A 13833-nucleotide genomic window follows, 5' to 3' on the forward strand; every position below is an offset into this window, starting at 1 on the left:
AAATATGAAAGACAATCACCCTGTAGACGAAGAACCGGCAATTGAAAAACCGCCTTTTTTTAAGAGCTGGAAAGGGATGTACTGGCTGGTGCTGGGCAACCTGGCTTTTATGATTCTTCTGTTCTATGCCATCACGAAATACTACGAATGAGACCTTTAGACTGGATCGTGCTGCTGGGCACTATAAGTTTTATTGTGATATACGGTATCTGGAAAACCCGTGGCAGTAAAGATATAGAAGGCTACCTGAAAGGCGACAACTCCATGAAGTGGTGGACCATCGGTCTTTCTATTATGGCGACGCAGGCCAGCGCGATCACCTTCCTTTCTACGCCCGGTCAGGCCTACGAAGACGGGATGCGCTTTGTGCAGTTCTATTTCGGTCTGCCTATTGCCATGGTCATCATTTCCATCACGGTTATTCCCATCTTCTATAAGCTTAATGTTTACACAGCATACGAATTTCTGGAGAACCGTTTCGACCTGAAAACGCGCTCGCTGGCGGCAGTACTTTTCCTGATACAGCGTGGCCTGGCGGCAGGTATTACCATTTATGCGCCTTCCATTATTTTAAGTACTGTATTGGGGTGGAGCTTAACTATAACCAACCTGGTAATGGGCGTGGTTGTGATCATTTATACCATGTCGGGAGGGACGAAGGCGGTAAGCGTTACGCAAAAGCAGCAGATGGCCGTGATGATGGGCGGGATGATCATTGCTGGAATCATGGTGGTCAGTTACCTGCCGGAGAATGTTGGTTTTACAGATGCTGTGAATGTGGCGGGTTCGCTGGGCAAAATGAATGTAGTGGATTTCTCATTCGACTGGGACGATCGGTACAACTTCTGGTCGGGTATTACGGGTGGTCTGTTTCTGGCCTTGTCGTACTTCGGAACCGATCAAAGCCAGGTAGCACGTTACCTGGGTGGCAAGTCGATAGGGGAGAGCCGGCTGGGATTACTTTTCAACGGCCTGCTGAAGATCCCGATGCAGTTCCTGATCCTGTTTATCGGCGTAATGGTTTTCGTGTTTTACCAGTTCAATCAGCCGCCAGTGTTTTTTAACGAGGGCACTAAAACAAAGGTATACGCTACCCAACACGCTGACGAGTTACGAACCCTGGAGGCAAACTATAGTTCTATTTTTGAGGAGAAACAACAGGCCATGCAGGGGCTTGTATCTGCCCTAAAAGCAGACGATGCCGCTGCCATCGCCACTGCCGAAGCCCAGGTAGAGAACCTGAATACTGCCGGTAAGGAAGTGCGCGAAGATGTAAAAGCGCTCATCACCAAAGCCGTGCCCAATGCCGAAACCAAAGACACCGACTACGTTTTCATTTCGTTCGTAATGAAGTATTTACCTGCAGGGTTGGTAGGTTTGCTGCTAGCAGTAATCTTTTCAGCGGCCATGTCATCGGTCGCATCTGAACTGAATGCGCTGGCATCTACTACGGTGGTAGACATTTATAAGCGGTCTGTAAACCAGAGTGGTTCTCCGGCACATTATGTAACGGCATCTAAACTTTTCACGGTTGGGTGGGGCATTATAGCTATCCTGTTTGCAACGTTTGCATCCATGCTCGATAACCTGATACAGGCCGTAAACATCATCGGCTCTATTTTCTACGGAACTATACTGGGCATTTTCCTGGTGGCTTTCTACTTTAAGAAGATCAAAGGTAACGCGGTTTTCTTCGCAGCCATCCTCGCCGAGTTGGTCGTACTATATTGTTTCTACTTCACCGATATTGCCTTCCTTTGGTTTAACGTTATCGGCTGCGTAGCTGTGATCCTGTTTGGGTTCATACTTCAAAACATGATCGGGAAGAAGGAGAAAGAGCTGATACAGGTATAGTTGGTTGTTTGGACGCAGATTAGTGGAGATTTGATGTGTTTTAGGATCGGCTATAGTTGGAACTATAGTTTCATAGTTAGCATGGTCCAACCACCCCTAACCCCTCCTTATCTAAGGCGGGGAACTCTACCTTCGCTATAGTTTAAGTTATAGTTCTATAATTAGCGTTTGTCATCCCCCTGCCCCCTTCAAAGGGGGACTTTCTGCTACTACTATAGATTCAACTATAGTTTCATAGGTACATATCATAAACAGGCTGGCGCAGCCTGCCCCAAGGAACTACAACCACGAGAAAAGACGATCTGCTCAAGCTAAGAGCAAGCACAGCAACTAAAGTCAAAGCAGCAGCTATCGAGTATGATCACAGTCTTTGGGTTGAGCGCCTTTGACTTGTTGCGGTGCCGCAGGCAATCCGAGGGACGAGGATAGCAAGAAGGCAGCAGCGCGATGCCCGAAGACGAGGCCTCCCGGCCCGGGAGGGAGCTAACCAAACTATAAAACTATAGGCTCATAAAGCTCTCAGGATTGAAAGTGGCTATGAAAGAGAAGACTTGTCTCAAATAGTAGGCAAAGCTAACTATAGAACTATAGCCCTTGAGCACCAACTATAAGCTGAGATAGATTTCTCACGCTGTTCGAAATGACAATAATGGAAACTATAAGACACATAAGATCCCTCGGCTAACGCTCAGAATGACAAATGAGGCAAGACTACTATAATTCGCGATTATCACAAATTAAGGATAGAACCAAAGCTCATTAACTATTAAAACAACCCTCTACAGCGGGCCATCAACAAATTCATATTTCAGCCGTCAGAGATAAAAAAGTTTAGTTACTTTTGCTATATAACCCCTTGAGTTAAGAATAAGATCATGGAATTAAAGAAAATAGCTTTAAACGATGTACACGAAGCACTTGGCGCTAAAATGGTGCCTTTTGCCGGTTATAACATGCCAGTTCGTTACTCTTCAGATTTAGAAGAGCATAACACAGTGCGTAATGCTGTAGGTATTTTTGATGTGTCGCACATGGGCGAGTTCCTGGTGCAGGGACCGGGCGCGCTGGACCTGATTCAGCGTGTTACCTCTAACGATGCTTCTAAACTAACGCCAGGCAAAATCCAGTATTCCTGCTTCCCGAACGAGCAGGGCGGTATTGTAGATGACCTGCTGGTGTATTGCATGGGTGATGAAGATTATCTGCTGGTGGTTAACGCCTCTAACATCGACAAAGACTGGGAGTGGATCAATAAGTATAACACAGGCGGCGCGAAGCTGACGAACATTTCAGATGAGATGTCGCTGTTTGCGGTGCAGGGACCGAAGACGGTAGAAGCCCTACAGCCACTTACGAAGCTGGACTTGGGCAGCATGACCTACTATACCTTTGATAAAGGCGAGTTTGCCGGCGTGCCCGATGTGATCGTTTCAGCTACTGGTTACACTGGTTCAGGTGGTTTCGAAATCTATGTAAAGAACGAAGATGCCAAGCGTGTATTCGATGCTATTATGGAAGCAGGTAAGGAACATGGCATTAAGCCGATCGGTTTAGGTGCCCGCGACACACTGCGCCTGGAAATGGGCTTCTGCCTGTACGGTAACGATATCAACGATACTACTTCTCCGCTGGAAGCTGGCCTTGGCTGGATCACGAAGTTCGATAAGGAATTTGTAAACTCGGAGAACCTGAAAGCTCAGAAAGAAGCCGGTGTGCAGCGCAAACTGGTTGGTTTCGAGATGCTGGAAAAAGCGATTCCGAGAGCGCACTACGAGATCGTGAACGCTGAAGGTGAGCAGATCGGTGAAGTAACATCTGGTACTATGTCGCCATCAATGGGCAAAGGCATTGGCCTGGGTTACGTGAAGACTGAGTTCAGCAAGCCGGGCACCGAGATCTTTATCCGTGTGCGTAACAAAGACATGAAAGGCCAGATCGTTAAACTGCCGATTCTTAAGAAGTAATTTAATTAAGATACTAGAAGTTAGATATTAGAATTTAGACTTTTAAAAGTTTTAATCTAATATCTAACTTCTAGTATCTAATATCTAAAATAAAATGCCAAGTATAGATGTGTGTTTCAGCCCGGAGCTGTTGCACTTGTATGAGTTGAAGGGAAAAGCCGTTGTGGCTGTGGATATACTTCGTGCTACTTCAACGATGGTGGCCGCTTTTGCACATGGTGCTGCGGATATTATTCCGGTTATGAAGCTGGAAGAATGCCAGGCCTATGCGGGCAAGGGCTGCCTGATTGCCGCCGAGCGTGACGGTGTAAAAGCAGAAGGTTTTGACTTGGGCAACTCGCCGTTCGCGTACATGGATGGCAACATACAGGGCCGGACTATAGCCATTACCACAACCAACGGCACCCGCGCTATCCATTTATCCATGGATGCCGATGAAATTATAGTTGGTTCTTTCCTGAACCTTCAGGCTGTCGCCGACCATCTGAAAGAACTGCAACTGGATGTGCTGGTAGTATGTGCCGGCTGGAAAGGCAAATTTAACCTGGAAGATACGCTTTATGCCGGTGCGCTGGCAGAAAGACTACAAGATAGCTTCACTTTTGAGAACGATGCTACCCTGGCTTCGCTCCACTTGTACCATGCCGCTAAACATGACCTGGCTGGCTTTTTAAGACAATCATCGCATGTGCGCCGCCTGGAGAACCTGGAAATCCATAAAGATGTGGAGTTCTGCCTGCTGCACGACCAGTACAACGTGCTACCGGTCTGGAAAGGTGACAGGCTAATTGACCTGGCAGTTGGGGAGCTTAGAAAGTTAGAAAGTTAGAAAAGTATAAGTTAAAAAGTAATAAGGGAAGTGTAACTGTAGTTATACTTCCCTTTTTGTTTCCGTCAACTGCCACATAACCGTTACCCTCGCTCGCGTCCCGCGAGTGTGAGCTACCAGCGGACTCTGGCCGCGCTAAACTATAGTTCATAGTTGCAGCTATAGTTTAAAACCGGATAATAGCGTGGCGGGACGCCACAAGATAGCTTACACTCGCGGGACGCGAGCGAGGGCGGTGTAGAGTGTCGCGGTCATGAATAAGACGCAAGGTATTGCGTCTCTACAGCTCATACCTTTCTAACTTACACTTTTCTAACTTACTAACTTAACTTCGGGTTTTGTTTATGACGCTCACTGTCGCGCTGTGTTTTTTTAGCCAGGTTCTTTTCCATGGCTTCGGTCAGGTTTATGCCGGTCTGGTTGGCAAGGCAGATAAGTACGAACATAACATCGGCCAGTTCATCGCCTAAGTCTTTGCCGGTATCGCTTTGCTTGAATGACTGCTCGCCGTACTGGCGGGAAATGATGCGGGCTACTTCGCCAACTTCTTCAGTCAGGATAGCCATGTTGGTCAGTTCGCTGAAATAGCGTACGCCGTTCTCTTTTATCCAGTTATCTACCAGCTGTTGTGCGTCTTGTATGGTCATGCTCAGGTTTTTATTTCCCGAATTTAACCACAAAATCAACATAGGGCACACCAATGGCTACACTTTCAGCAATATCAGCATTGTTCAGGAAAGCCAGGTCCACGGTAATGCGCTCGCCCATAAAGCGTAAACCATACGAAAAGATACCCCCGCTGATGTCCTCGCTGGGCACAAACCAATTCTCCGTAACCAGCCCAAGTTTTCGGCTTACCCGCGTCATGCCGCTTAGGGTAACAATGGGCTTGCTGGCCAGGTCGCCATCTACAAAGCCATAGCCCATGCCCAAGGTAGCGTTATTATCAGTGTTGCCATAGGTTACGATGCCATAGCCAATACCAACGCCTGTAAAACCGTCATCGGCAAGGGTAGAGGTAAGGTAAAGTACGCCACCTCCGGCGCGCCATTTATCAGTAAGTTTAAAAGTGTATTTCGGAGTGAAGAAAAAAGTAGGCTCCCCTGAAAAAGTAGAGATCAGCTCGAAACCGCCACCGATGGTAAAGTTATCTGTAACGCCATAGTTAAACGAGTTGAGCACCAGGTACGTGTTCTGGTAGTAGGCCTCGCCTTTGCGCAAACTATAAGCTGAGGGGCTGAACAGGTAGCGCGTGGAATTCGGGTTCTCGTACCAGTATTCCCCGTTTTTATAGTTGCGCTCCTCTAAAATGCGGTAGCTCTTAACCTTGTCGATGGGGATGATGACGTCGCCGGCACTTTCAGTTCGTAAATGTATTCCCAGCCCGTCCTGTTTCAGAAATATGCCCTGGTAAACCGAGCCATCCTTCGTTTCCACTACCCAGCGTTGCGGCGGCTGGGTTTGGGTGGCAGTAGTGTCGGTCTGGGCGCTGGCAGTAAGGAAAATGCCCGGAAGCAACACAAGCCAGCAGGCAAGTATAAACAGGCGGATGATACTGGCTGAGGCTTTCATAAGAGATGCAGTTAACGTATAACTATAGTTGAATATACGTATTTCTGCAGATCTGATAGCGACTACCCAGACTAATTTTATTCCTTGTTCTGGGAGTCAATCGTTATCGTTACAGGGCCGTCGTTCAGGAGCGCAACTTTCATGTCGGCACCAAACTCACCGGTCTGTACTTTTTTGCCTAAGGCGGCTTCCAGATGAACTATAAATTTCTCGTAAAGTGGTATAGCTATAGTTGGCGGGGCAGCGTTGATGTAAGACGGTCGGTTGCCTTTTTTAGTATTGGCAAATAAAGTAAACTGACTGATAACCAGTATATCCCCGTTTACATCCTGTACGCTCAGGTTCATCTTGTCGTCGGCATCGCTGAAGATACGAAGCTGGGCAATTTTACCGGCTGTCCACTTCAGGTCTTCCTCGGTATCGGTAGGGCAGAAGCCGGCCAGTACCAGCAAACCCAGTCCTATTTCACCTTTTACCTGCTTGTCTATCGTTACCGAAGCCTGTGTTACCCGCTGTATGACTGCCCGCATTTAGATTGATGTTTGTTACGTGATGATTGTTGGCAAAGATAAGCTTGGATTGTTAAAAGGTAAAAGGTTTGTCAGGTTGTCTGGATCAGGATTTGGGTTGTCTGCTATAGTTTAAGTTATGGTTCTATAGTTTCAGTGGTTCAAACCACCCCTGCCCCTCCTTATCTAAGGAGGGGAACTCTGATACTGCCATTTCACAAAATATAGTTCTATAGTTTCAGACCACGAGCAGGACAGGTTTACCTGTCCACACGGAACTATGACCACGGGAAAAACCGATCTGCTTTAACAAAGAGCAAGTCCAGACAACTATAGCCAAAGAAAAAGCTATCGAATATGATATCAGTCTTTGGGTTGAGCGCCTTTGACTTGTTGCGGTGCCGCAGGCAACCCGAGGCACGAGGGTAGCAAGAAGGCAGCAGCGCGATGCCCGAAGACGGGGCCTCCCGGCCCGGGAGGGAGCCAAGCAAACTATAGAACTATAGGCTCATAAAGCTCCCAGGATTAGAGGCAACTATAGAACTATGGCTTGTTTCAAGTTGCAACTATAGCTAACTATAGAACTACAAACTATAAGCTGAGATAGATTTCTCGCTACACTCGAAATGACAATAATTGAAATGAACTATAGGACATATAAGATCCCTCGACTGCGCTCGACATGACAATAGTAGACTATAGGAACGAAAAGAAGTCCCGGCTGACGATTGGAATGAAAAGATTGAACTATAATCGCAACAGGTAGCTGATCAGATAGCCTGAATCCTAATCCACATACCCCTCATAAACAATACGCGAAACCTTGCCGTTTTTGAGGAAGAAATACAGGGTAATCGGGGCGCCTTCGCGGGTAGAAGCTACAATTTTATCCGGTGTTTGCTGCAGCGCTACGTCCTGTGCTTTCAGGCGGGCAATTACTTCTTCCTGCGGCAGGCCTACGCGCAGGTTGTTCCGGAGCGTAATGCTGTTGTCACGGATATCGGCAACCTGCAGCAGCAGTTTCCCGGACTGGGTAGGCGCATAAAGCTCCAGCATCGACTCGCCGAAACGGATCGTGTAAATGGTATCGGTTACAGTAGGGCGGTGCAGGTTCTCGATCGGATCTGCTTCGAGCGAGAAGTCGCCCTGTATTCTGTTAAAATAAGCGCTGAGCGAATTACTTTGAGTGGCGCTGGCAATAAAAGGATTTCCTAAAAACGACGTAGCAGCCGGAGCACGCCGGGCAGAGCGGGCAGCTGTGGTATCGCCGGAAGCACGGGAAACAGGAGAGCCAAACTCTGTGCGGGGCTGGTCGGAGGTGCAGGCCCAGGTTACCGGATTTACAAATAACACCAATGCCAGCAGGCGCACGGTCAGGGCGTACCGGTGTAGTATACTGTGGCAGAGCAGCGTGCGCATGGTGTCAGGGGAAAAGGGTAAAGTTTATACCTTACATACGAGAACCACGCACTTTAAAGTTTTGTTTAAAAGTGCCTTCGCCTATAGTTTCTGCGCTGCCCAGAGTATAATTTCGCAGCAAAGATGATACAAAAATGCAAATACAACAAATCGCACTTGTAACCTGCCAGAGCCTGGGCAACTATACCGCCAACGCCGACTCCGAAGACGAGCGTTTATACCGTTTTTTACAAGGCAAAGGCCTGCCCGTGTCATGGCAGGTGTGGGATGATCCGCAGGTGGACTGGAGCCGTTTTGATGCCATTATCATTAAATCGCCGTGGGATTATTTTGATAAGATAGATGCCTTTTATGCCTGGCTGGATCTGCTGGAAGAAAAGAACTGCAATGTACTGAACCCGGTAAAAACCTTGCGCTGGAATGCCGACAAACGCTACTTTAAAGACCTGGAAGCGCAGGGCATAACCATAGTACCCACCGTGTGGCTGGAGCAGGGCAGTACATTTGATGCTGCCGCAACTTTTGAAGCGCTGAAATCAGAAAAGATCATTGTAAAACCACGCGTAAGCGGTGGCGCCAAAAATACCTTCGCCCTTACCATAGATGAAGCCACTGCCAAAGCTCCGGAAATAAACACCTTGCTGCAGCAGGAGCCTTTTCTGGCGCAACCGTTCCTGGAAGAAATTAAAACCCATGGCGAGTGGTCGTTTCTGTTTTTTAACGGCAACTATAGCCATACGGTACTTAAAACAGCCAAGCCCGGCGACTTCAGGGTACAGCACTTTTTTGGAGGCACGATACACACGCCAACGCCACCACCTGTACTGCAGGCCACAGCCCAGCACATTGTAGATAAATTTGCAAAAGATTGCCTGTATGCCCGTGTAGATGGTGTTGTGCTGAATAACCACCTGGTGCTGATGGAGCTGGAGCTGATAGAGCCGTTCCTGTTTCTGGGTACTTCGGAGGGCAGCCTGGAGCGCTATTACCAGGCACTGCTGGCACAACTGCAGCGCTAACTATAGTTTACTCGGCGGCATGTAGTATAAGCAACGGCACCTGCGACTCCAGTACCATACGTTTGGCAAGGCTGGGGTTCAGCAGGGAGCCCAGCAGGGTGCGCGATCGTGTGGTAAGTGCCAGCATATCAATGGCCTGTTCGGTTACAAAGCGTTGCAGCGCATCGGCCACGTCGGCGCCGTCCAGTAAGGTATAGTTCAGGTTGCTGGTGGCAGTCTGCTGTAGTTTCTGGCGTAGGGCTTCCAGTTCCGCCTGTTCGCTGCTGTTTGGCTCATCGGCTACGTGCACGCATTCTATAACCGCCCCGAAAGGCTGTACCAGTTGCTGCAGGGTGTTAAGCGCCGCAGTATCTGATTTGTCGAAATCGGTGGCGTAAAGCACGCGCTTAATGGTGGTGTTGTCGTAGGTAGCAGGCACGGTAAGTACAGGCACTGTTACTTCTTTGATAATATTGGTGGATACGGTGCCGAAAAATGTACGGGCTATGTTGGATTCGCCTTTGGTGGCCATTACCAGCAGGTCCGGTTTAAAGCGCTGCACTTCTTCTTTTATACATTCTTCCGGAAGGCCATACATAAGCACGCGCTCCAGTTGCAGATGCCGGTGGGTTTTGCGGATGGCCAGGTATAGTTTGTCCAGTTTTTCTTCGGCCTCCTGCTGGTTGCGGAGCAGCACACGGTCTGTTACCAGCTCAGAGGCACTGGCCGGGTCCGAAAAAGCATTTCCTGTAGTTGACTCATCCAGGTAGTCCTGGTAGCAATGTAACAGCACCATTTGGGTGTGCGAGGCATGCCGGCTGAAGGCAAGGGCAAAATCGCAGACCTTTGTGGCGTTCTCGGTAAGGTCAACAGGTACCAGAATTCTGAACATAAGCAGCGCAGTTAAGTTAGGGTAGAGTATACGTAGCGGCACACCGTTATAGTTTGGCTCAAACCACGTAACAAAGGCTGCGAAAAACGGTGGTTCCAAAAAATAATATATTTTTGTGGTCAGATATCGCATTTCATGCTGAAACACCTGTTTTTCTACTTTATCGGTTTTGTGGTGCTGGCGTCGCTGGCCTACTATGGCTTTAGCCGTTGGCAAGCCTCCCGCGAGAAGGTAGACCTTTGGGCAATTGTGCCTGAGAGTGCAGCTATAGTTGTGGAAACAAACAACCACGAGGCCCTGGCCGCACACCTAAACCAGACCGAACTATGGCAGAGCATGGAAGTGCTGCCCGTAGTGCAGGAGTTTCAGGAGAACATGGCCCTGCTCGACAGCATCTCGCCGGGCCGCCAGCGCCTTTCCCGCTTTCTGGATAAGAAGAACATCCTTACCTCGGCACACATTACAGCTGATAAAGAGCTGAGTTTTGTTTTTTATGTGCCGGTAACATCAGTGGGCGAGCACCGCTTTCTGCGCACCCTGACCGAAAACATGGCAAAGCACCCCAGCTTTGAGCAGAAATCCCGCAAATACAACGATGCACTGCTGACGGAGGTAACCTACAAGCCCCTGAACCTGCATTTTACTTATTTTACTTACCATAACAACATTATCCTCAGCTCTTCGGCCGCCCTGATACAGGAAGTGGTGCGCCGCGCTGCGCTGGATGAGCCAACCTCTATAGCCGCCGATTACAGGAACACCAACTACCTGACCCAGCCGGATGTGTATGCCAACGTGTTTGTGAATAACCGCGAGGTACCAGACCTGCTGCACCTGTTTCTGAAAGATGATATCATGCCGCAGGTGCGTTATCTGAGCAGCCTGTGCCGCAACGGTATGCTGCAGCTCAAGCTCGAAAACGATAAAATATCCCTGAACGGATTCTCAAATCCGGAACCGTTAAAGGCATCGTTGCACAACAACCTGCTGGCTGTAAAACCAAAACCACTGCTGGTAAAAGACTACCTGTCGGTGCGCACGGCGGTGCTTTTCCATTTTGGCGTGCAGCAGGTGGCCCGGGTAAAACAAACTATAACCAAACTACCACCTACGCCCTACGACGCCACCATCGACAGCCTGGCCATCAGTTTCAGGCAGGAACTGGCGCTGGCTTACCTGGAGGCGGCCAGCATCCGTACCAGCCCCGAAAAAGTTGTGTATGCCCGCATGGGGAACAAAGCACGGGTAAACAAGCTGCTGAACCAACTAACCACACAGGCGAAGTCCGCTTACAAAGGCACCCTGCATGGCAGCCGTTACGGCGGCTTTGTGATACAGCAGATGCCCGTAGCAGAGCTGCCCGGGCGCATGTTCGGGGAACTGTTTTTAGGGTTTGAGCAGGTTTATGCCGTACAACTGGAAGATTACGTGCTGTTTACGGATGAGCTAAGCACGGCCCGTTCGCTGATAGATGATATACTGGCTGAAAAAGTATGGAGTAAGTCGCAGGCACAACAGGCCTTTCAGGAGCAGGTACTGCAGGAAGCCAACTTCAGCCTTTTCCTGAACACAGTAAACGCCTGGAACATACTGGGCCGCTATACTACTGACCAGGAGCGGGAAGACCTGCTGCAGGCATCTTCGTTCATCCGGAAATTTAACCACGTTGGGCTGCAGTACGCGCGTGTCGAGAATCAGTATTATACCAGCCTTGTGCTCTGGAAGCAGGAGCGCAGCAGCGCCAATTCGGAAAGCAGTTTTACCGAGATTTTCTCGTTGCCGTTCAGCAGCAGGTTAATATCAAGACCGTTTGCCGTGCAGAATGTAGTGGACCGCACTCCTGAGGTTATTGTGCAGGATTCAGCTTATGTGTTGCACAACATTACCGCCGATGGCCGCCACACCTGGACCGATACTTTGAGCAGCACCGTGCAAGGCAGCATAAAACAATTGCCGTTAGGGCCTGATGCGAGGCTGCGCTACCTTTTTGCTACCGAAAACCGCCTGCATGCCCTCGACAGGCAGGGACAGCCGCTGGAGAACTTCCCTTTTAACCTGACCGACACCCTGGCCCTGCAACGCCTGACCATTATAGACTATAACCGTAGCGGCAACTATAACCTGCTGGCCGATGATGAACTGGGCAATCTGTACATGTACGACATACGGGGCAACGCCATACAGGGCTGGCAGCCACGCAGCCTGGACTATAAGCTGGCAGCCGCACCACAGCAGTTGCTGGTCGGTAACCGCGATGTGATCGTGGCGCTGCTGGAAAACGGGTTTGTGTATGCCCTTAACCGCAACGGCGATGCCTACCAGGGCTTTCCGTTCAGTTTAAAGTCGCCGGTAAGTTCGGGGGCAGTGGTAACCAAAACAGGGGCAGACATGCGGCGCACCGAGCTTACAACTATAACCCGCTACGGCGATGTGGTGACCTTTAACCTGCAGGGCCGCGAGCTACAACGAAAAAAACTACCCCGCCCAAGCAAAAGTGCCATGTTCGAGCTGGTGCAGGACGAAAACGGAAAGGCCAACAGCTATGTGTTTGCCCGGCAGGAATTCGGGAAAGTAGCCATTTTTGACCAGGAGCAGAAGCTATTGTTCGAGAAGCGATTTGTGACATCGGCTCCTAAGGTGGTGCAATACTTTAATTTTGGGGGCGGCCATGTGATTTTTGCTATCACAGAACTTGGTCCACAGGAAACTTACCTGTATGATGCTACCGGCAAACTGATCGGGGGCAGGTCTCTGGACAGCAGCCAGCCGGTAACCATTTACCACAACGAAGCCGAAAATACCTATTCGCTCTACAAGGTATATCGCAAAGAGCTTCAGAAAATAAATTTCCGGTTAAAGCGGTAAAAGGAGGTAAGAATGGAAGGTTGATGAGTGTAGTTGCGCTAACTATAGTTAAGCTATAGTTAGCTGTAAACTAACCCATCTCAATCTCTCAAGAAGGGAAATCACTGCCTTTGCTATAGTTCTATAGTTCAGAAAATCCCCGTTGAGACCTATAGTTTCATAGCGGAGACGCAAGGTATTGCGTCTCTACATTGTCAACTTTCTAACTTCTCAAACTCTTTAACTCCTAAACTTCCTCCACTTTCACTTCGTCTATGGCTTCGAGTTTGGCGGTAACTTCCTGCTGAAGTTGTTTTCTTACTTCGATGGTCAGGGTGCAGGTAAGCTCGAACTGTTGCTGGCGTACGGACAGATTATAGTCTTTTACCAGGCTCATCACGTCGTTCATCTGGGGGTAGCCAAAGTGGATGTGCAGCAAGGCGGTCTCGTGTTTTTCGATGATAGTGGCTTTGGCAAGGGCGTCGGCGGTAGCGGTTTTATAGGCATTTATCAGGCCGCTTACGCCTAATTTGGTGCCACCAAAATAGCGCACCACTACCACCAGTACATTGCTCAGATCGGCAGAACGTATCTGGCCCAAGATAGGGTCACCGGCAGAGTGGTTGGGTTCGCCATCGTCGTTGGCACGGTAGCGGCTTTTATCGGCTCCTAAAATATAGGCGTAGCAATGGTGGCGGGCATCGAAGTACTTTTTGCGCAGCTCGGCCAGGTGCTCTTTTATATCGTCCTCGGAGTAAACGGGGTAAGCAAAAGCCAGGAATTTACTGCCTTTTTCCTTATAAATACTCTCGGTGGGTTCGGCTATAGTTCGGTAGGTGTCCTGCATCATCAGAACAAATTTGCAACATTTTCCTGAAACAAGGTCAGGATAAGTGTCGGTACTGCTGTGGCTATAGTTGGTCAGGGATTTTTTGAGTACTTCCCGCCTGAT

General features: G+C 49.1%; 12 protein-coding genes. 6 read left to right on the forward strand and 6 right to left on the reverse strand.

All coding sequences use genetic code 11. The features are described 5' to 3' along the window. Positions 1-4: 4 nt before the first annotated feature. The 4 genes from H7F15_RS07995 (at position 5) to H7F15_RS08010 (ending at position 4647) form a co-directional block, all read left to right on the forward strand. Positions 5-151 carry a hypothetical protein gene (locus tag H7F15_RS07995; protein WP_185196450.1) on the forward strand — a complete coding sequence of 49 codons (147 nt, stop codon included), beginning with the start codon at positions 5-7 and terminating at the stop codon, positions 149-151. After that, the gene (locus H7F15_RS08000) at positions 148-1854 is read left to right on the forward strand and encodes a sodium:solute symporter (protein ID WP_185196451.1); all 1707 of its coding nucleotides are present in this window, start codon (positions 148-150) and stop codon (positions 1852-1854) included. The genes H7F15_RS07995 and H7F15_RS08000 overlap by 4 nt, the downstream gene beginning before the upstream one ends. A gap of 875 nt (positions 1855-2729) precedes the next feature. Then, a complete protein-coding gene (gene gcvT / locus H7F15_RS08005; RefSeq protein ID WP_185196452.1) occupies positions 2730-3818 on the forward strand; it encodes a glycine cleavage system aminomethyltransferase GcvT in 1089 nt (362 codons plus the stop codon). A 94-nt stretch (positions 3819-3912) separates the two neighbouring features. Beyond that, entirely contained in the window at positions 3913-4647 is a 735-nt protein-coding gene (locus H7F15_RS08010) for a 2-phosphosulfolactate phosphatase (RefSeq protein ID WP_185196453.1), read from the forward strand. A 320-nt stretch (positions 4648-4967) separates the two neighbouring features. Here H7F15_RS08010 and H7F15_RS08015 read toward each other — a convergent pair whose 3' ends face one another. The 4 genes from H7F15_RS08015 to H7F15_RS08030 form a co-directional block, all read right to left on the reverse strand. Beyond that, complete coding sequence (locus H7F15_RS08015; protein ID WP_185196454.1) at positions 4968-5294, reverse strand: nucleotide pyrophosphohydrolase; 327 nt, start codon at positions 5292-5294, stop codon at positions 4968-4970. 10 nt (positions 5295-5304) lie between these two features. Then, positions 5305-6219, reverse strand: a complete 915-nt coding sequence (locus H7F15_RS08020; protein WP_185196455.1) for a hypothetical protein — start codon at positions 6217-6219, stop codon at positions 5305-5307. Between the two features lie 77 nt (positions 6220-6296). Further along, positions 6297-6749, reverse strand: coding sequence for a D-aminoacyl-tRNA deacylase (gene dtd, locus H7F15_RS08025; RefSeq protein ID WP_185196456.1), 453 nt, complete (start codon positions 6747-6749; stop codon positions 6297-6299). A 765-nt stretch (positions 6750-7514) separates the two neighbouring features. After that, on the reverse strand, positions 7515-8147 hold the full coding sequence (locus tag H7F15_RS08030; RefSeq protein ID WP_185196457.1) for a hypothetical protein: 633 nt from the start codon (positions 8145-8147) through the stop codon (positions 7515-7517). A 134-nt stretch (positions 8148-8281) separates the two neighbouring features. Between H7F15_RS08030 and H7F15_RS08035 the strand changes: the two genes are divergently transcribed. After that, positions 8282-9166, forward strand: a complete 885-nt coding sequence (locus H7F15_RS08035; protein ID WP_185196458.1) for a RimK family alpha-L-glutamate ligase — start codon at positions 8282-8284, stop codon at positions 9164-9166. 7 nt (positions 9167-9173) lie between these two features. Here the strand turns inward: H7F15_RS08035 and H7F15_RS08040 are convergent, their stop codons facing one another. Then, entirely contained in the window at positions 9174-10136 is a 963-nt protein-coding gene (locus H7F15_RS08040) for a universal stress protein (protein ID WP_185196459.1), read from the reverse strand. 36 nt (positions 10137-10172) lie between these two features. On the opposite strand from H7F15_RS08040, the gene H7F15_RS08045 reads away from it, so the two are divergent. Next, positions 10173-12902, forward strand: coding sequence for a hypothetical protein (locus tag H7F15_RS08045; protein WP_185196460.1), 2730 nt, complete (start codon positions 10173-10175; stop codon positions 12900-12902). A 226-nt stretch (positions 12903-13128) separates the two neighbouring features. Here H7F15_RS08045 and H7F15_RS08050 read toward each other — a convergent pair whose 3' ends face one another. Beyond that, positions 13129-13728 (reverse strand): YigZ family protein, encoded by a 600-nt coding sequence (locus H7F15_RS08050; protein WP_185196666.1) that lies wholly within the window; start codon positions 13726-13728, stop codon positions 13129-13131. Positions 13729-13833 lie beyond the last annotated feature (105 nt).

This window comes from Pontibacter sp. Tf4 (assembly GCF_014212495.1).
Taxonomy (GTDB): domain Bacteria; phylum Bacteroidota; class Bacteroidia; order Cytophagales; family Hymenobacteraceae; genus Pontibacter.